Raw genomic sequence first — 19,122 nt, forward strand, 5'->3', positions numbered from 1 at the left:
TGGAGGGCGCTGAAAATCAGGATTTGTGATGCAGATAATCGCTCAGGCGCGAAAACAGACCGCCTTTCTCAACGCTGTCCAGGGTAGTGAGCGGCATCCTGGCGACGACCTTATCGCGATCGTAGAGTTCGATTTCGCCGACAGATTGATGAGCGGCAATCGGCGCATCCAGCTCTTTGCCATTCAGCACGTACCGGGCCTTGATATGCTCAATTTCCGTTTTCGGCAGTGCCATCCAGAAATCACGATCCGGACCAACGGCGACGTTTTCTTTATCACCGTACCAGATGCGCTCGTTGCCAATGGATTTACCCCTGGTCAGGATCTGCACGGTGGCATAGTTCTGCTGGCCCCAGACCAGCAGCTTGCGCGCTTCATCTTCACGGCCTTTCGAACTGGCCGCGCCCATAATCACCGCGATCAGCCGCTGATTCCCCTCTACGGCAGAAGCGATCAGGTTAAACCCGGCGCCCGACGTGTGACCGGTTTTCAGACCGTCGATTTTCAGCGTTTTATCCCATAACAACCCGTTACGGTTCTGCTGAGTAATGCCGTTCCACGTCAGGCTTTTCTCACTGTACATGTGATAAAACTCCGGCTCGCCGTGAATAATGGCGCGGGAAAGCACTGCCAGATCGTAAGCCGAACTGTGCTGACCCGGCGCATCAAGGCCGTGGACCGTTTCAAAATGGGTATCACGCAGATTGAGTTTCTGAACATAGTTATTCATCATCTTCACAAATTGCGGCTGGCCCCCGGCGACATAATCCGCCAGCGCCACGCAGGCATCGTTACCGGAATCGACAATCAGCCCCCGGCTCAGATCGTGTACGGTTAAGCGATCGCCAGGTTTAAGAAACATCAGCGACGAACCGTCAAACACCGGATTCCCCTTCGCCCACGCATCTTTGCCAACGGTCACAACGTCCTCTGCACTGATACGGTGGCTATCGATGGCCCGGTCAATGACATAACCGGTCATCAGTTTGGTCAGGCTGGCGGGGTTACGCTGCTGATGTTCGTTCCCGGCGGTCAGAATTTGACCGGTGGTGTAATCCATTAGTACCCAGGCTCCCGCCTGCACGGCAGGCGGCTGCGGCGATACGGCAAAGGTATCGGCAGCCAGCGCGGAAGAAATACCCGAAGCGAGTAAAGAAACAGCAATAAACAGACGGCGTTTCAACAGCATATCCTCATTCTATAATTCGCCGTCCTTTTTACGGGAGATCCTGAAAACGTGCCCGGTTAAAGTGCAAGAAAATATGACATCCATCACGGACAGAAACCCGGCACTGACGCTTACGATGGCTGACTAAATCGTTTACCATACCGGTGAGTCTCCCTCGCAGCCCATCACGGATTAATCATACCTATGCAAGATACGCCGCATCAGCCAGGATTTTTATTTCACGATTACGAAACCTTCGGTACCAGCCCGGCGCTGGACCGGCCTGCTCAGTTCGCCGCCATCCGCACCGATGCTGATTTTACAGTGACCGGGGAGCCTGAGGTGTTCTACTGCAAGCCCGCTGATGATTACCTTCCGCAGCCGGAAGCGGTGATGATTACCGGCATCACCCCGCAGGAAGCGCTGGCGAAAGGCGATAACGAAGCCACCTTTGCGCGCCGCATTCACGATCTGTTTACCGTGCCGAAAACCTGCGTGGTGGGCTATAACAACGTGCGTTTTGACGATGAAGTCACGCGCAATATTTTTTATCGCAACTTTTACGATCCCTACGCCTGGAGCTGGCAGCATGACAACTCGCGCTGGGATCTGCTGGACGCGATGCGCGCCTGCTACGCCCTGCGCCCGGAAGGCATTAACTGGCCGGAAAACGATGAGGGCTTGCCGAGTTTCCGTCTGGAACATCTGACCAAAGCCAACGGTATTGAGCACAGTAACGCCCACGATGCGATGGCAGATGTTTACGCGACGATTGCCATGGCGAAGCTGCTGAAAACCAGACAGCCGCGCCTGTTTGACTATCTCTATACGTATCGCGGTAAAAATAAGCTGATGACGCTGATAGACGTGCCGCAGATGAAACCGCTGGTGCATGTCTCCGGGATGTTCGGTGCCTGGCGCGGCAATACCAGCCTGGTCGCCCCGCTGGCGTGGCATCCGGAAAACCGCAATGCGGTGATTATGGTCGACCTCGCGGAAGACGTCTCCGTGCTGCTGGACCTGGATGCCGACGCCCTGCGTGAACGGCTTTATACCGCGAAAGCCGATCTGGGCGATGCGCTGCCGGTACCGGTCAAGCTGGTGCATCTGAATAAATGCCCGGTACTGGCGCAGCAGAATACGCTGCGCCCGGAAGACGCTGACCGTCTGGGGATCAACCGCCAGCGCTGTCTCGATAACCTGAAAATCCTGCGTGAAAACCCGCAGGTGCGCGAAAAAGTGGTGGCCATTTTTGCTGACGCCGAGCCGTTTGTGCCGTCGGAGAATGTCGATACGCAACTCTATAACGGCTTTTTCAGCGACGCCGATCGCGCGGCGATGAAAATCGTGCTGGAAACCGACCCGCGCAATCTGCCGGCGCTGGATATTACCTTTGCCGATAAGCGCATTGAACGTCTGCTGTTTAATTACCGGGCGCGTAATTTCCCCGGCACGCTGGATGAAGCCGAACAACAGCGCTGGCTACAGCACCGCCGCAATATCTTCACGCCTGAGTTTTTACAGGCTTATGCGCAGGAGCTGGAAGCGTTGTGGGGGCAGTATGAGGGAAACAGTGAGAAGCAGGCGCTGCTAAAAGCGTTGTATCAGTACGCGCAGGAGACGGTGTAAACCGTCCCCCGCGCCGGTCAAACTCAGGCTTTCTTAACGGTAATCGACCAGGCTGCATCGCCGACCTGCTGATAGTCGGTGATGCTGTGCCCCTCTTCTGCGGCCCATTGGGGGATCGCTTCCGTCGCCTGGGTACAGTCAAAGTCGATCACCAGTTCATCACCGCTGTGCATTTCTGCCAGCGCCGCTTTCGCTTCAATCAGCGGGAACGGGCAAACCTGCGTCACCACGTCGAGTTTTTTAATCGCCATTTCTACTCCAGTCAATCAATTAAGCTGCCGCAGCGGCGAGTTTCGCTTTACGCTGCGGACGTACATACAGGAACCAGGACGCCGTCCAGACACCGAGGATCATAAAAGCCAGGCCAATCCAGCCCTGCCAGGTGAGCATGGCGGTCATCACCAGTCCGTTACCGATAGAGCAGCCGCCGGCGATGCTGGCCCCGAAGCCCATCAGCACGCCGCCGGAGGCGCTGCGCAGCGTGGTGCCAACATCGGCGGCACGCACGCGGAACTCACGGCTGGCCTTCGCGGCAATAAACGATCCGAGGAAAATCCCCAGCACCAGGAATACGCCCCAGTTAAGGAACTTACTGTCACCCGCAACCAGAAATTGCAGGATATTGGCGGTTGGCGAGGTGATGCCTAAACCGAACATGCGCCCGGTGGCTTCGCTGAGCGGCCATGCCAGCAGCGCAATCAGTCCAATCAGGGTTGCGGTGAAGAACGGATGCCAGCGCTTTTCGAACAGCAGATGCGCCAGACCCGTACGGCGCGGCGGCAACGTCGCGACCTTCAGCTTCGGTTTACGCAACTCTTTCAGCACCAGCCAGAGAGTGACTACCAGCAGCAGAGCAATCAGTGGCCAGACGGAGATATTCAGCGTCCCGGCAATAGAGTTGTGCGCGGTGCTTTGTGTTTTCAGGAACTGATTCAGCCCGGCGGCGTGCGGCGAGCGCATCACCGCACTCATCACCATGTAAGTCACCAGCGCGATCCAGCTACCAATAAGTCCTTCTCCCGCCCGATACCAGGTGCCGGTGGCGCAGCCGCCCGCGTAAACAATGCCGAGGCCAAATACAAAACCGCCCACCACGGTGCCGAGCCACGGGAATGTACCCGCGTCGTAGTGCAATACGCCCGTCTGGATCAGAGCAAACACGCCGACGCTCTGAATACAGATCGCAATCAGCAGGGCATAGAACATACGGTTATTTTTGGCGATGTACATATCGCGGAAGCCACCCGTCAGGCAGAAACGTCCGCGTTGCATCACAAAACCTAACAGCGCACCGCAAAACAGGCCGCTCAATATCATCTGTAACATAGGAAATACGTAATCCGGAAAATATCAGTCGGTAAATTATTCCTGACCCGTCCGGCGCAAACCAATAACCAAAGTCTCTAAACCATAACCATGAGTTATAAGTCATAAAAAAACCGGAGAATGAAGTCTCCAGCTTCAGGGGGCCGCTGTGCCCGGCGGCGCTGCGCTTGCACGGGCCTACATGAGGGAAGGCGATAAAAAAACCGGAGAACGAGGTCTCCGGTTTCGGGGGATTGTGCCACGTTGCCCGGCGGCGCTGCGCTTGCGCGGGCCTACGGGTTATGGTCGTCTGTAGATACTGTTATAGCCCGCAAGTTTTTTTAGCTTCCGGTTTCCCGGATTACAGGCATGACAACCACAGCGCCGTCAGGCGCTGTTTTTTCCTTTCACGACCCGGTTAAGCCGCTACCGGTACATGCCTGGACGCGTCGAACGACTCGCCCGATTTCAGCACACCGTATGCCACCTGCGCCAGTTTACGCATCATCGCCCCGATGATGACTTTTCCCCGTTTGCCGTTAGCTGCCAGACGGTCACGGAACGCCCGCCCCCAGGTCGTTTTGCTTACTGCCACCATCGCCGGCATGTACAGCGCCCTGCGAAGCGACACATGGCCCGCCTTACTCATCCGCCCTGCGCCGCGCACGCTGCTCCCTGATTCATGATGGCGGGGCGTCAGTCCCGCAAAGGCCGCGAACTGTCTCGCTCCGCCGAACCGGTTTTCCAGACCGATGTACGCCAGCAGCACCGCTGACGTCTTTTCCCCGATACCCGGGATACTTTCCAGCAGCTTCCTGCGGTGCTTCATATCCGGGTCATCATCCGTCAGGTCCTTTATCTGTTTTTCAAGACGTTTCAGTTCGGCATCAAGCCACAGAAGATGCGCGTCAATACTCGGCATCTGAACGTCCCGCGCTGTCTCCAGCCGGTTAAGCTCCTGGGTGTGCATGTCCGTCAGCGACTGATGGCGCAGCACCAGTGCCCGCAGCGCCCGTTCAACCGGATGAGGCGCCTGCCATGCAGCAGGCCGCTTCTGGCGGCAGAACTCTGCCAGCATCCGGGCGTCGACGGCGTCCGTTTTGCTGCGCAGTCCCTCGCTCTGTGCGAAGGCTTTACCGCGGGCGGGATTGATGATCGATACCGTGAACCCCGCATCGCTGAGATGCGCGGCGGCGTCTTCCATGTACGTACTGGTGGCTTCCATACAGATATGTGCAGGCGCAGCCTGATGGCTGTTCAGCCAGCGGACCAGCTCATCGTGGCCCTTCGGGGTGTTGGCAAACTTTTTACTGCGGTGACGGCCATCGGGCCGCAGCACATCAACATCCAGCTTCGCTTTAGAGACATCGATACCAATAAAATGCAGTTCCTGTTCCATAGTGAGACCAACCTTGTGAATGCGGATTACCGGGAAAACCGGTCCATGATACTGTCCGGTTTGTCACCTGTGGAGAAGGGCAGTCCGCTGCATAGATCTACAAAACAGGCTTTGAGCCTGAGGCCGGGTCCGGCATGCGGACTGCATGGCAGTGAGAACTGGCCGGCTCTCTCTGCTCAGAAAGGATAATACAAGGCCGGGTAAGGCGAAGCCGCCACCCGGCATTACGCCTCAATTATCAGGCGATATCTTCGTACTGCGGGACCGGGCTGCGGAACACGCGGGTCACACAGGCCAGGTAAACCAGACCAATAGCGCCCCAAATCAGGCCGAGGATCATCGAGCTTTCTTCGAGGTTAATCCACAGCGCGCCCACGGTCAGTGCACCACACACCGGCAGGATCAGATAGTTGAAATGGTCCTTCAGCGTTTTATTGCGCTTTTCACGGATCCAGAACTGGGAAATCACCGACAGGTTAACGAAGGTAAACGCCACCAGCGCACCGAAGTTAATCAGCGCCGTTGCGGTAACCAGGTCGAATTTAATCGCCAGCAGCGCAATCGCGCCAACCAGCAGCACGTTCCATGCCGGGGTACGCCATTTCGGATGCACATAACCAAAGAAGCGGCTCGGGAACACGCCGTCACGGCCCATCACGTACATCAGACGCGACACGCCCGCGTGCGCTGCCATGCCGGAAGCCAGTACGGTTACGCTGGAGAAAATCAGTACGCCCCACTGGAAGGTTTTACCCGCCACGTACAGCATGATTTCCGGCTGGGAGGCATCCGGATCTTTAAAGCGAGAGATGTCCGGGAAGTACAGTTGCAGGAAGTAAGAAGCAACGATAAATACCAGCCCACCGATCAGCGCGGTGAGGAAAATCGCTCTCGGGATCACGCGCTCGGCGTCTTTGGTCTCTTCAGACAGTGAAGAAATACCGTCGAAGCCCAGGAACGAGAAGCAGAGAATGGTTGCTCCGGTGATCATCGGCACGACATGTGCGCCTTCAGACCAGAATGGACGGGTGCTGGTCAGCGTCCCCGCGCCTTCACCGTGATCGACACCATAAATGATCAATCCGACAATTACCGCCACGATACCCATTTGCAGGATCACGATCAGGGTATTGAAGTTGGCAACGGTCTTGATGCTGCGCAGGTTAGAGATGGTCATAAAGGCCACCAGCGCGACAACGAAAATCCACGACGGCACGGACGGCACCAGCGCTTCAAAATAGATTTTTGCCAGCAGAATGTTGATCATCGGCATGAACAGATAGTCCAGCAGCGACGACCAGCCAACCATAAAGCCAACCACCGGGCTAATGGATTTCTGGGCATAGGTGTAAGCGGAGCCAGCGGACGGGAAACGGCGTACCAGTTTACCGTAGCTCAGCGCCGTAAAGAGGATCGCCACCAGCGCGAAGGCATACGCCGTCGCCACATGACCATCCGTCAAACCAGAGACAATGCCGAACGTATCGAACAGCGTCATCGGCTGCATATAGGCAAGACCCATCATAACAACCGGAATCAGCGTAAGCGTTTTACGCAATTCCACGCGAGAGGTGTTTGGAGTAACGTTATGCGACATGGTCATTCCCCTTTTCGGCGAATGCCGTCGCGTAAACAAAAAATTGCCCCATTTTCTGGATTCCTCAGCGACAACAACTGTCGGTTTTTAGTAAATATCTATCCGGTACGAAGCCCGGCCTCTTGGTATTGAATGAGTGTCTTTATGCAAAAAAATAACCGACGCGTTTAACGTCGGTTAGTTTCATTTTTTGCAGGCGGCGTATTTTGCCCTAAAGAAAGGCGGCCTGACAAGAGAATGCGAGGCAGATCATAAATTAACGGCCATTAACTGCCTGATTTTTAAGCACTGGCGGCATTATTAAAAGTATTAATAGCATTATTTGCTAAAAACACCCTACTCCATCGGCATAACCAGCGGATCGGGGAACTGATAGTCAAAGCCCAGTTCGTGACAAATCCGGCTGCCATCAATCAGTTTTCCTTTATTCTCTTCAGCACCCGAGGTGAATACTGGTGGCTCCAGCCCCAGTTGCCGGGCCATCTGCGGATAAAACACCGCGCGGGACGGATGCTGCGGCGCGCAGATATTATAAATATGCCCGCCTTTAGGTGTCTGAAGCAGTAACGTAATGGCGGCAACAACGTCTTCCAGATGAACCAGATTAACGCCCTGCTGCCCGTCCGGTGCGGTTTTACCGGCAAAGAAACGTCCCGGATGACGCCCCGGCCCAACCAGTCCGGCGAGACGCACGATATCGACGGAGGTTCCCGGCAGATGGTGCAACCAGTCTTCCAGCTCCTTAATCACCCGACCGCTGGCGGTGACAGGCTCGCGCGGTGCGTTCTCCTTTATTATCCCGGAGGCGTTACCGTACACTGATGTGGAACTGGTGAAAATAATTCGCTTTACCTGGTATGCCAGCGCACTGTCGACGATTTCCTGTACCGCCTGGAAATAGAAGTCTTCCCCCGGTCCGCTACGGCGGGCGGGCAGCGTGATCACCAGCGCGTCGACGTTCATTAACGCGTCAAGATCGTCGGTCTCGCAGACCAGTTCCGGCTCCAGACGCAGCAGATAACTGTCGATCCCGCACATCCGCGCGGCCTCAACCCCATCGGACGTGGTTTTACTGCCGGCGATCTGCCATCCTCGCGCCGTGAGTGAAAGCGCCAGCGGCATCCCCAGCCATCCTAAACCGACAATTGCGATCTTTTTCACGGCTTATCTCCTTAACGTGACCTGTTATTGATAAGGCTACGCCACCCTGACGAAACTGACAATTCAGTGGGTGAATATGAAATGAGTTAAAGATCAAAAAAATGGCTTGCCATCGACGGGTAAACTGGTTTAGGTTTAAAGCAACACATGAATAAGCATTCATCGGAATTACTATGATCAGCGTTCAATTTAAACACCACCATCATCACCATCATCCTGAATAGTCTTTCAGGCGATGTGTGCTGGAAGACATTCAGATCTTCCAGTGGTGCATGAACGCAAGAAAAAGCCCCCGGAAGATCGCCTTCCGGGGGCTTTTTTTTGGACAGAATTCAGACAGGATAATGAGGACCACAGAATGTTAGATAACACCCGTTTACGCATAGCTATTCAGAAATCAGGCCGTCTTAGCGATGATTCACGCGAATTACTGGCCCGCAGCGGCATTAAAATTAACCTGCATACTCAGCGTCTGATTGCGCTGGCGGAAAATATGCCCATCGATATTCTGCGCGTGCGTGATGACGACATCCCGGGGCTGGTGATGGATGGCGTGGTGGACCTCGGGATTATCGGCGAGAACGTGCTGGAAGAGGAACTGCTGACCCGTCGCGCCCAGGGCGAAGATCCGCGTTACTTTACCCTGCGCCGTCTTGATTTTGGCGGCTGCCGCCTGTCGCTGGCGACCCCGGCCGATGAAGTCTGGGATGGCCCGGCGATGCTGGACGGTAAACGTATTGCGACCTCGTATCCGCACCTCCTGAAACGTTATCTTGATCAGAAAGGCATTGCCTTTAAATCCTGTCTGTTGAACGGCTCCGTTGAAGTGGCTCCACGCGCAGGTCTGGCGGATGCGATTTGCGATCTGGTCTCAACCGGCGCGACGCTTGAAGCGAACGGCCTGCGTGAAGTCGAGGTGATTTACCGTTCGAAAGCCTGCCTGATCCAGCGCGACGGCGAGATGGAAGAAGGCAAACAGCAGTTGATTGACAAGCTGCTGACCCGTATTCAGGGCGTGATCCAGGCTCGTGAATCGAAATACATCATGATGCACGCGCCGACTGAGCGTCTGGAAGAAGTGGTCGCCCTGCTGCCGGGCGCGGAACGTCCGACCATACTGCCGCTGGCGGGCGATCAGCAGCGCGTGGCAATGCACATGGTGAGCAGTGAAACCCTGTTCTGGGAAACGATGGAAAAACTGAAGGCGCTGGGGGCCAGCTCGATTCTGGTGCTGCCGATTGAGAAGATGATGGAGTAAGCGGGCTGCGGCATACGTGCCCGGTGGCGCTGCGCTTACCGGGCCTACAACAGGCAGGCAAAACGTTAATCCATAACAACTGGCATTTCATTAGTAGACGGATAATCCATCCGTAGGCCGGGTAAGCAAAGCGCCACCCGGCAGGCAGGCGCAAAGACTGGCGTTCAGCATAAACAGACAGGGTAATCACATGAGCTTTAACACCATCATCGACTGGAACAGCAGTACCCCGCAGCAGCAGCGTGAACTGCTGATGCGTCCGGCGATTTCCGCATCCGACAGCATTACCCGCACGGTCGCGGAGATCCTCGACAACGTTAAAACCCGGGGCGACGACGCGCTACGCGACTACAGCGCCAGATTCGATAAAACCGACGTAAAAGCGCTGAAAGTAACTGCGCAGGAAATCGTCGACGCCAGCGATCGTCTGAGTGATGACATCAAACAGGCGATGGCAGTTGCCGTGAAGAACATCACCACCTTCCACAATGCGCAGATCCTTCCCGCCGTGGATGTCGAAACGCTGCCCGGCGTGCGCTGTCAGCAAGTCACGCGCCCGGTAGATTCCGTGGGGCTGTATATTCCCGGCGGTTCAGCGCCCCTGTTCTCTACCGTGCTGATGCTGGCGACCCCGGCACGCATCGCGGGATGTAATAACGTCGTACTGTGTTCCCCGCCGCCGATTGCCGACGAAATTCTTTACGCGGCGCAACTGTGCGGCGTGCAGAACATCTTCAACGTGGGTGGCGCGCAAGCCATCGCGGCGCTGGCGTTCGGCACTGAATCCGTACCTAAAGTGAACAAAATATTTGGCCCCGGCAACGCGTTTGTTACTGAAGCCAAACGCCAGGTCAGTCAACGTCTGGACGGCGCGGCTATCGATATGCCAGCCGGTCCCTCTGAAGTGCTGGTAATTGCCGACAGCGGCGCAACCCCGGATTTCGTCGCCTCCGACCTGCTTTCGCAGGCCGAACACGGCCCTGACTCGCAGGTGATCCTGCTGACGCCGGATGCCGGCATGGCGAGTCGTGTAGCGCAGGCCGTTGAACGTCAACTCACCACCCTGCCACGCGCGGACACCGCTCGTCAGGCGCTCTCCGCCAGCCGCCTGATCGTGGCACAGGATTTAGCCCAGTGCGTTGCCATCTCCAACCAGTACGGCCCGGAGCACCTGATTATTCAGACCCGCAACGCCCGCGATCTGGTTGACAGCATTACCAGCGCCGGCTCGGTGTTTCTCGGCGACTGGTCACCGGAATCCGCAGGCGACTACGCCTCTGGCACCAACCACGTTTTGCCGACTTACGGCTACACCCGCACCTGCTCAAGCCTCGGACTGGCGGATTTTCAGAAGCGGATGACCGTCCAGGAGCTGTCGCGCGAAGGTTTCGCAGCGCTGGCGTCGACCATTGAAACGCTGGCGGCGGCTGAACGGCTGACCGCGCACAAAAACGCTGTCACGTTGCGCATGAACGCGCTGAAGGAGCAAGCATGAGTATTGAAGAATTAGCCCGCGCCAACGTCCGTGAGCTGGTCCCTTATCAGTCCGCCCGTCGTCTCGGCGGTAAAGGCGATGTCTGGCTGAATGCCAATGAATATCCTGAAGCGGTAGAATTTCAGCTGACCGCGCAGACGCTGAACCGCTACCCGGAATGTCAGCCGAAAGCGGTGATTGAAAACTACGCGCGCTACGCTGGCGTCACGCCGCAACAGGTGCTGGTCAGTCGTGGCGCGGACGAAGCCATTGAACTGCTGATCCGCGCCTTCTGCGAGCCGGGCCAGGACGCGGTGCTTTTTTGTCCGCCGACCTATGGCATGTACAGCGTCAGCGCCGAGACCATCGGCGTGGAGTATCGCACCGTTCCGGCACTGGAAAACTGGCAGTTGGATCTCCAGGGCATCGCTGACAAGCTGGACGGCGTGAAAGTGGTTTATGTTTGCAGCCCCAACAATCCGACCGGGCAAATTGTGAATCCCCAGGATCTGCGCGTGCTGCTGGAGATGACGCGCGGCAAGGCAATTGTCGTCGCCGACGAAGCCTATATTGAGTTTTGCCCGCAGGCCTCGCTGGTCGGCTGGCTGAGCGAATATCCGCACCTGGTCATATTGCGCACCCTGTCGAAAGCCTTTGCGCTGGCCGGGCTGCGCTGCGGTTTTGCACTGGCGAATGAAGAGGTGATTAACCTGCTGATGAAAGTGATTGCCCCCTATCCGCTTTCCACGCCGGTTGCCGACATCGCCGCCCAGGCGCTCAGCACGCCGGGTATCCTCGCCATGCGCGAGCGGGTGCAACAGATCCTCGACGAACGTCAGCATCTGGTTGACGCTCTGCAAAATATCCCCTGCGTGGAGCAGGTATTTCCGTCAGAAACCAACTATATTCTGGTGCGGATCACCGCATCGAGTGCGGTGTTTAAATCTTTGTGGGATCAGGGCATTATCTTACGTGATCAGAATAAACAACCCTCTTTAAGCGGTTGCCTGCGTATTACTGTCGGCACCCGGGAAGAGTCTCAGCGCGTCATTGACGCCTTAAGTGCGGAGAAGGTATGACACAGAAGTATCTGTTTATCGATCGCGATGGAACGCTGATTGCCGAGCCACCCAGCGATTTTCAGGTCGATCGTTTCGACAAACTGGCCTTCGAGTCAGAGGCAATCCCGGCGCTGTTAACACTCCAGAAAGCCGGATTTAAGCTGGTGATGATCACCAATCAGGACGGACTGGGTACTGACAGTCTGCCGCAGGCCGACTTCGACGGCCCGCATAATCTGATGATGCAGATTTTCTCTTCGCAGGGCGTTCAGTTTGAAGAGGTGCTGATTTGCCCGCACCTGCCAGCCGATAACTGTGACTGCCGCAAGCCGAAAACCCGGCTGGTGGAAGCGTGGCTGGCGGATGGCGTGATGGATAAGGCGCAAAGTTATGTGATTGGCGACCGTGCGACCGACATTCAGCTGGCGGATAACATGGGCATCACCGGGCTGCTTTATAACCGCGATACCCTAAACTGGTCGGCGATTAGCGAACAGCTAACCCGCCGCGATCGTTATGCGCACGTTGAACGCAGCACCAAAGAGACGCAGATCGACGTGAAGGTCTGGCTGGACCGCGAAGGCGGCAGCAAAATGAACACTGGCGTCGGCTTTTTCGATCATATGCTCGATCAAATCGCCACCCACGGCGGCTTTCGTATGGAAGTACAGGTGAAAGGTGATTTATACATCGACGATCACCACACCGTCGAAGATACCGGTCTGGCGCTCGGCGAAGCGCTGAAACTGGCGCTCGGCGACAAGCGCGGCATTAACCGCTTCGGCTTTGTCCTGCCGATGGACGAATGCCTCGCCCGCTGCGCGCTGGATATTTCTGGTCGTCCACATCTGGAGTATCGCGCCGAGTTTACCTATCAGCGCGTCGGTGATTTAAGCACCGAGATGGTCGAGCACTTCTTCCGCTCACTCTCCTACACCATGGGCGTGACCCTGCACCTGAAAACCAAGGGCAAAAACGATCACCACCGTGTCGAGAGCCTGTTTAAAGCCTTTGGCCGCACGCTGCGTCAGGCGATCCGCGTTGAAGGCGATACTCTTCCCTCCTCTAAAGGGGTGTTGTAATGAACGTCGCGATTCTGGATACCGGCTGTGCCAACCTGAATTCGGTTAAGTCCGCGATACTGCGCCACGGCTATGAGCCAGTGGTCAGCCGGGATCCGGATGTGGTGCTTCGCGCCGACAAGCTATTCCTGCCGGGCGTCGGCACCGCGCAGGCCGCGATGGATCAAATCCGCGAGCGTGAACTGTACGATCTGATCAGAGCCTGTACTCAACCGGTGCTGGGGATTTGCCTGGGCATGCAGCTGCTCGGCAGCCGCAGTGAAGAGAGTAATGGCGTCGAACTGCTGAATATCATTGATCAGGATGTGCCGAAGATGACCGATTTCGGTCTGCCGCTGCCGCATATGGGCTGGAACCAAATCTATCCGCAGGCGGGCAATCGTTTGTTTCGCGGCATTGAAGACGGTGAATGGTTCTATTTCGTGCACAGCTACGCCATGCCGGTGAATACCTGGACTATTGCCCAGTGCCACTACGGCGAGCCGTTTACCGCCGCCATTCAAAAAGATAATTTCTACGGCGTGCAGTTTCATCCGGAGCGTTCCGGTGCGGCGGGCGCGCAACTGCTGAAAAATTTCCTGGAGATGTGATGATCATTCCGGCTTTGGATTTAATTGACGGCACGGTCGTCCGCCTCCATCAGGGCGACTACGCACAGCAGCGTGATTACGGTAGCGATCCGCTGCCCCGGCTACAGGATTACGCCGCGCAGGGCGCTGAGGTCCTGCATCTGGTGGATTTAACCGGGGCGAAAGATCCGGCGAAGCGCCAGATTTCGCTGCTCAAAACGCTGGTGGCGGGCGTCACTGTCCCCGTGCAAGTTGGCGGCGGCGTGCGTAGCGAAGAGGACGTGGCAGCGCTACTGGCGGCGGGTGTCGCCCGCGTGGTGGTCGGCTCCGCGGCGGTCAAATCGCCGGAGACTGTTAAAGGCTGGTTTGAACGCTTTGGCGCGGACGCGCTGGTACTGGCGCTGGATGTGCGTATTGATGAGCAGGGTAACAAGCAGGTGGCGGTCAGCGGCTGGCAGGAAGATTCTGGTGTCTCCCTTGAAGCGCTGGTAGAGACCTATCTGCCGGCAGGATTAAAACATGTCTTGTGTACTGATATCTCCCGCGACGGTACGCTGGCAGGCTCGAACGTCTCATTGTACGAAGAAGTTTGTGCGCGTTACCCGCAGGTGGCGTTTCAGTCCTCCGGCGGCATTGGCGATATTAATGATATTGCCGCATTACGCGGCACCGGCGTGCGAGGTGTGATTGTCGGACGCGCGCTGCTGGAAGGTAAATTCACCGTGAAGGAGGCCATTGAATGCTGGCAAAACGGATAATCCCCTGCCTTGACGTGCGCGATGGGCAGGTGGTGAAAGGCGTACAGTTCCGCAACCATGAGATCATCGGTGATATCGTGCCGCTGGCCCAGCGCTACGCGGCAGAAGGCGCGGATGAGCTGGTGTTTTATGACATCACCGCCTCCAGCGACGGGCGCGTGGTCGATAAAAGCTGGGTTTCACGCGTCGCAGAAGTGATTGATATCCCCTTCTGCGTGGCGGGTGGGATCAAATCCATCGAAGACGCGGCACAGATCCTCTCCTTCGGCGCGGATAAAATCTCCATCAACTCCCCTGCGCTGGCCGACCCGGAGCTAATCACCCGTCTGGCGGATCGCTTTGGCGTCCAGTGCATTGTGATTGGCATTGATACCTGGTTTGATGAACAGACCGGTAAATATCATGTTAATCAATATACCGGCGACGAAAGCCGCACCCGCATTACCCAGTGGGAAACCCTCGACTGGGTGCAAGAGGTGCAAAAGCGCGGCGCAGGCGAAATCGTGCTGAACATGATGAACCAGGACGGCGTACGCAACGGTTACGATCTCGAACAGCTAAAAAAAGTGCGCGAAGTCTGTCACGTTCCGCTGATCGCCTCCGGCGGCGCGGGCACGATGGAACACTTCCATGAAGCCTTCCGTGATGCTGACGTTGACGGTGCGCTGGCGGCCTCCGTCTTCCACAAACAAATCATTAATATTGGTGAATTAAAAGCGTTTCTGGTAACACAGGGCGTGGAGATACGAGTATGTTAACTAAGGAACAACGCGCAGCGCTGGACTGGGAAAAAACCGAGGGGCTGCTGCCGGTGGTGGTACAGCACGCAGTGTCCGGCGAGGCATTAATGCTGGGCTATATGAACCAGGATGCGCTGGCGAAGACTGAAGAGAGCGGCAAGCTCACCTTTTACTCACGCACGAAGCAGCGCTTATGGACTAAAGGCGAAACCTCGGGCCATTTTTTAAATGTGGTGAGCATTACCCCCGACTGCGATAACGACACCCTGCTGGCGCTGGTAAACCCCATCGGACCGACCTGCCATAAAGGCACCTCCAGTTGCTTCGGCGAGGCCAGCCATCAGTGGCTGTTTTTGTATCAGCTCGAACAGCTGCTGGCCGGGAGAAAAACAGCCGATCCTGCGAGCTCCTATACGGCGAAACTGTATGCCAGCGGGACGAAACGTATTGCGCAGAAGGTGGGAGAAGAAGGCGTGGAAACCGCGCTGGCCGCCACGGTGCATGACCGCGAGGAGTTGACTAACGAGGCGTCGGATTTGATGTATCACCTGCTGGTACTGTTGCAGGATCAGGAACTGGATTTGACGACGGTGATTGAGAATTTAAGGGAAAGGCATCGTTGAGTTGCCAGCCTTTAGATAGAAAAAAGCCTGCAGACATTTGCCTGCAGGCTTTTTTATGCGCATAACGTTTACTTTTGTTTCAGAGCGCTGCGGCCCAGAACAGTTACTGATCCCACTATCCATCCAATCATAATAGCAAGTAAAAGCACGAGTGCTTTCTTGGGACTGTCACGATGAATGGGCAATGTCGGTTTCATAACATAACGATAGGCATGAAGATCAAATTTCTGCTCTTTCAGGCCACTCAATGAAATATACTGCTCACGATTACGATAAAACTCATCATTAAAGTTTAACGGACGTTGAGCTTCATTTTTAACCATGGTTTCGAGAGCTTCACTACCCAGTAAAAACATGGAATCCTGAGTAATTATGTCAGACTGATTCGGCTGTGGCGTTTGAATATTACTTTGTTTCGCCACAGTTAATGCCTGCTGAATCATGGCAATACGTTCATCTTTCTTCTCTTTAGCCACGCTTTCCTGAGTTTTCAACAATGTGCTCAGATCTTTAAACTTACTATTAATGCTCATACTTAAGTCATAGGTAACTTCCTGGCTGACTTTATCATCCACTTTCTGGATATACTCAGCCAGTTTACGCTGCGCTTCCTCAGCCGTTTTAGCCGTATAGCTGACCTTTAAAGGCATTGGCTGCCCTTTGATGGTAGGGTCGATGAGCAGTTTTTCAGGTTCTTCCTGGTTATCTAACGTCTCAGAGAGGGCGGAAATAGCCGCACTAAAACGCAAAAAGAAATCATCTTGTTGTGAATTACTGGACGTTTGTGATCCCGTAAGGATGTTCATGGCATTATTATAACTGAATATTTGCCCCGCATCAGGCCGAGTGATGATAGCAGAAGATGTCCACTTCTCTTTTGCGATGAACAGATAAATAATGGCCAGAATTATCGCACCGACAATAAAGAGCATAATAGTTTTTTTGCCACGCCACAGCTGGGCGATAACATTGGACAAATCTGAGGGCGATTTATTTGTGTTATTTGATACCACCACATCTCTTTTATCTTGTATCATGATAATCCTATTAAATTCCACTTAATAAATTATTTATAGCGGCAGCTTCGAATTAACGAACCAGCGTTCATGCCATTAGCATGCATCAGCGAAAGAATAACTATACAACAGGAGATATATCGTTTTTAGGAGGGCGCGTCAGATAGCCCGTGATAAATATCACGATAAAACCGAAGAAAAACTCCCCTTTAATAAACAGGTTATCGAACAGCATAAAAAACGATAAGGTTGAAAAATAGACAATAAACGCAGCTCTGATATGTCCTGGCGTAATCAGCAAACCGACCAGAAATAGTAATAGCTGCGCGAATACAAGGAGAATTACTCCGACAATCCCCAGTAGTCGTGCAGCAACTGCATAGCCGGTACCAACGTTCAGATGCTGCATTACTAAGTCGATGTCAAAATTTTCTAGTCCCATGTATTTGACCATGGTGTTGGGCACCAGAACATTGCTGATAAAGTCACCACGACAACTACCAAAACTTATTGCAAAATTACAGGCTTTACCGAAGCTGTCATAGTCATTTAAATTTAGCAGCAGATTATAAATCGGACTGGCGATATATAACCACACCCAGTAAAAAGGTTCCCACAGAAGCGCTCCGTTGGCGTTTGCACCACCAACCATATAAATATAGTCATCAACGTAGTCGCCTGAGAGCTGTTGACGCAAATTACCAAGGATGCCGAAAACCAGTATCAACAGCAAACCATAGCATAAAACTTTTATTACGCTTCTGGCAGAAATATCATAACGCAATGCCAAAGAGGCGACCGTCATTATACTTGCCATCATAATCATTTGTCGCGATAGCAATAAAATCGCTATCACAAACAGACAGGCCAGGCAGCCTAACAAACCTTTTATATTGGCATATAAAGCGGCGAAAGCTACAGAACATACCAGCATTGAATAAAAAATAACATGGAGTACGGGTAACCCCGAATAATTATCCCTCCCCCCTTCAATAAGTAAAGGAATCCCGCATACAATAAACTCAACGACAAAGCCCATGAGCGATGTGCCCAGAAGGTAAAAATAGAGCTTTTCATTACCACTGTAATTTTCAACTTTGGGCTTCGGTAAACCAAAACTAATCACGCCAAGAGAAAAATACATTAATACAATGATCAGTAAATAAAGGATACCTTTATCATTCGGCTGTTCATAAAAATATGAAAAATTGAGTAAAGAGAAAAATAAACTTAACGTAAGGATTATTGCTGTATTCAGGGGGTAGATTAAAATTCTAAACACCTTTCCTCCAGATATTGCTTCTGTGCAATATCAACAAAGAAATGCTTCTGCCCATCATAAACCGAAAGCGTTACTCCGACCAAGCCGGAGTAACGTAGCGATTGCTGCTAGCTGACGAGTTTATTCAGGTACTTGCCATAATTGTTTTTCGCCAGCGGCGCTGCCAACTTGCGTACCTGCTCCGCGTCAATAAAGCCCTTGCGATAGGCAATCTCTTCCGGGCAGGCTACTTTCAGCCCCTGCCGTTCTTCAATGGTGGCAATAAAGTTGCTCGCCTCGATCAGGCTCTGGTGCGTACCAGTATCCAGCCAGGCGTAGCCACGTCCCATCATTTCGACGGAAAGCTTACCCTGCTCCAGATAAAGCTGGTTGATATCGGTAATTTCCAGTTCGCCACGCGCTGACGGCTTCAGGTTCTTCGCAAGAGAAACAACATCGTTGTCGTAGAAATACAGACCGGTAACAGCGTAATTGCTCTTCGGTTTGGCTGGCTTCTCTTCAAGTGAAATCGCTTTGCCAGTCTCATCGAACTCTGCCACGCCATAGCGTTCAGGATCGTTAACGTGATAGGCAAATACTGTTGCACCGGATTCCTGGTTCACGGCATTAGAAAGCAATTTAGGCAGGTCATGACCGTAGAAAATATTGTCGCCCAGTACCAGAGCACAGCTGTCGGTGCCGATAAACTCTTCACCAATGATAAACGCCTGAGCCAAACCATCCGGGCTTTCCTGCACTTTATATTGCAGGTTCAGGCCCCACTGACTGCCATCGCCAAGCAGTTGCTCAAAACGCGGCGTGTCCTGTGGTGTACTGATAATCAGAATATCGCGAATACCAGCCAGCATCAGCGTGGTCAACGGGTAGTAAATCATCGGTTTGTCATAGATTGGCAGCAGTTGCTTACTTACTGCCATGGTGACCGGGTAAAGACGCGTGCCCGAACCACCAGCCAGAATAATACCTTTACGAGTTGTCATTATATTATCTCTAATGTTCT

Annotated in this window: 20 protein-coding genes and 1 other annotated feature; of the genes, 10 read left to right on the forward strand and 10 right to left on the reverse strand. The window is 54.2% G+C overall.

The window, feature by feature from the left end; all coding sequences use genetic code 11:
- Positions 1-16: 16 nt before the first annotated feature.
- The gene (dacD, locus tag ACMGGS_RS20755; protein WP_414164187.1) at positions 17-1,189 is read right to left on the reverse strand and encodes a serine-type D-Ala-D-Ala carboxypeptidase DacD; all 1,173 of its coding nucleotides are present in this window, start codon (positions 1,187-1,189) and stop codon (positions 17-19) included.
- Between the two features lie 183 nt (positions 1,190-1,372).
- Between dacD and sbcB the strand changes: the two genes are divergently transcribed.
- Positions 1,373-2,797 (forward strand): exodeoxyribonuclease I, encoded by a 1,425-nt coding sequence (gene sbcB, locus ACMGGS_RS20760; RefSeq protein WP_414164188.1) that lies wholly within the window; start codon positions 1,373-1,375, stop codon positions 2,795-2,797.
- 23 nt (positions 2,798-2,820) lie between these two features.
- Here sbcB and tsuB read toward each other — a convergent pair whose 3' ends face one another.
- The 6 genes from tsuB to ACMGGS_RS20790 form a co-directional block, all read right to left on the reverse strand.
- Complete coding sequence (gene tsuB / locus ACMGGS_RS20765; RefSeq protein WP_103674147.1) at positions 2,821-3,048, reverse strand: thiosulfate utilization sulfurtransferase TsuB/YeeD; 228 nt, start codon at positions 3,046-3,048, stop codon at positions 2,821-2,823.
- A gap of 19 nt (positions 3,049-3,067) precedes the next feature.
- Positions 3,068-4,123 (reverse strand): thiosulfate utilization transporter TsuA/YeeE, encoded by a 1,056-nt coding sequence (gene tsuA, locus ACMGGS_RS20770; protein ID WP_414164189.1) that lies wholly within the window; start codon positions 4,121-4,123, stop codon positions 3,068-3,070.
- A 397-nt stretch (positions 4,124-4,520) separates the two neighbouring features.
- Complete coding sequence (locus ACMGGS_RS20775) at positions 4,521-5,501, reverse strand: IS110 family transposase (RefSeq protein ID WP_414162998.1); 981 nt, start codon at positions 5,499-5,501, stop codon at positions 4,521-4,523.
- Positions 5,502-5,739: 238 nt separating this feature from the next.
- Positions 5,740-7,098, reverse strand: a complete 1,359-nt coding sequence (locus tag ACMGGS_RS20780; RefSeq protein WP_414164190.1) for an APC family permease — start codon at positions 7,096-7,098, stop codon at positions 5,740-5,742.
- The gene (gene yoeI, locus ACMGGS_RS20785) at positions 7,088-7,150 is read right to left on the reverse strand and encodes a membrane protein YoeI (RefSeq protein WP_103674467.1); all 63 of its coding nucleotides are present in this window, start codon (positions 7,148-7,150) and stop codon (positions 7,088-7,090) included. Before yoeI ends, ACMGGS_RS20780 begins: the two co-directional genes overlap by 11 nt.
- A 284-nt stretch (positions 7,151-7,434) precedes the next feature.
- On the reverse strand, positions 7,435-8,259 hold the full coding sequence (locus ACMGGS_RS20790) for an SDR family oxidoreductase (protein ID WP_414164191.1): 825 nt from the start codon (positions 8,257-8,259) through the stop codon (positions 7,435-7,437).
- Positions 8,260-8,432: 173 nt separating this feature from the next.
- On the opposite strand from ACMGGS_RS20790, the gene hisL reads away from it, so the two are divergent.
- The 9 genes from hisL (at position 8,433) to hisIE (ending at position 15,824) form a co-directional block, all read left to right on the forward strand.
- Positions 8,433-8,483 (forward strand): his operon leader peptide, encoded by a 51-nt coding sequence (hisL, locus tag ACMGGS_RS20795; RefSeq protein WP_414166327.1) that lies wholly within the window; start codon positions 8,433-8,435, stop codon positions 8,481-8,483.
- Positions 8,459-8,582 (forward strand) — a sequence feature (His leader region). Its footprint overlaps the gene before it by 25 nt.
- A gap of 35 nt (positions 8,583-8,617) precedes the next feature.
- Complete coding sequence (hisG, locus tag ACMGGS_RS20800) at positions 8,618-9,517, forward strand: ATP phosphoribosyltransferase (RefSeq protein ID WP_414164192.1); 900 nt, start codon at positions 8,618-8,620, stop codon at positions 9,515-9,517.
- 190 nt (positions 9,518-9,707) lie between these two features.
- The gene (gene hisD / locus ACMGGS_RS20805; protein WP_414164193.1) at positions 9,708-11,012 is read left to right on the forward strand and encodes a histidinol dehydrogenase; all 1,305 of its coding nucleotides are present in this window, start codon (positions 9,708-9,710) and stop codon (positions 11,010-11,012) included.
- Positions 11,009-12,070 carry a histidinol-phosphate transaminase gene (gene hisC / locus ACMGGS_RS20810; RefSeq protein ID WP_414164194.1) on the forward strand — a complete coding sequence of 354 codons (1,062 nt, stop codon included), beginning with the start codon at positions 11,009-11,011 and terminating at the stop codon, positions 12,068-12,070. The genes hisD and hisC overlap by 4 nt, the downstream gene beginning before the upstream one ends.
- Positions 12,067-13,134, forward strand: coding sequence for a bifunctional histidinol-phosphatase/imidazoleglycerol-phosphate dehydratase HisB (gene hisB, locus ACMGGS_RS20815; RefSeq protein WP_414164195.1), 1,068 nt, complete (start codon positions 12,067-12,069; stop codon positions 13,132-13,134). The genes hisC and hisB overlap by 4 nt, the downstream gene beginning before the upstream one ends.
- On the forward strand, positions 13,134-13,724 hold the full coding sequence (hisH, locus tag ACMGGS_RS20820; RefSeq protein WP_194206489.1) for an imidazole glycerol phosphate synthase subunit HisH: 591 nt from the start codon (positions 13,134-13,136) through the stop codon (positions 13,722-13,724). Before hisB ends, hisH begins: the two co-directional genes overlap by 1 nt.
- Positions 13,724-14,461, forward strand: coding sequence for a 1-(5-phosphoribosyl)-5-[(5-phosphoribosylamino)methylideneamino]imidazole-4-carboxamide isomerase (gene hisA / locus ACMGGS_RS20825; RefSeq protein WP_414164196.1), 738 nt, complete (start codon positions 13,724-13,726; stop codon positions 14,459-14,461). The genes hisH and hisA overlap by 1 nt, the downstream gene beginning before the upstream one ends.
- Positions 14,443-15,219: an imidazole glycerol phosphate synthase subunit HisF gene (gene hisF, locus ACMGGS_RS20830; RefSeq protein WP_194206487.1), complete on the forward strand. Its 777-nt coding sequence runs from the start codon at positions 14,443-14,445 to the stop codon at positions 15,217-15,219. Before hisA ends, hisF begins: the two co-directional genes overlap by 19 nt.
- Complete coding sequence (gene hisIE / locus ACMGGS_RS20835) at positions 15,213-15,824, forward strand: bifunctional phosphoribosyl-AMP cyclohydrolase/phosphoribosyl-ATP diphosphatase HisIE (protein ID WP_414164197.1); 612 nt, start codon at positions 15,213-15,215, stop codon at positions 15,822-15,824. Before hisF ends, hisIE begins: the two co-directional genes overlap by 7 nt.
- A gap of 68 nt (positions 15,825-15,892) precedes the next feature.
- Here the strand turns inward: hisIE and wzzB are convergent, their stop codons facing one another.
- The 3 genes from wzzB to rfbA all read right to left on the reverse strand — a co-directional run bounded on the left by wzzB (position 15,893) and on the right by rfbA (position 19,102).
- Positions 15,893-16,858, reverse strand: a complete 966-nt coding sequence (wzzB, locus tag ACMGGS_RS20840; protein WP_414166328.1) for an LPS O-antigen chain length determinant protein WzzB — start codon at positions 16,856-16,858, stop codon at positions 15,893-15,895.
- A 103-nt stretch (positions 16,859-16,961) separates the two neighbouring features.
- Positions 16,962-18,122, reverse strand: coding sequence for a hypothetical protein (locus tag ACMGGS_RS20845; RefSeq protein WP_414164198.1), 1,161 nt, complete (start codon positions 18,120-18,122; stop codon positions 16,962-16,964).
- Between the two features lie 107 nt (positions 18,123-18,229).
- A complete protein-coding gene (gene rfbA / locus ACMGGS_RS20850; RefSeq protein ID WP_414164199.1) occupies positions 18,230-19,102 on the reverse strand; it encodes a glucose-1-phosphate thymidylyltransferase RfbA in 873 nt (290 codons plus the stop codon).
- Positions 19,103-19,122: the final 20 nt, after the last annotated feature.

The organism is Superficieibacter sp. BNK-5, assembly GCF_047456055.1.
Lineage (GTDB): Bacteria > Pseudomonadota > Gammaproteobacteria > Enterobacterales > Enterobacteriaceae > Superficieibacter.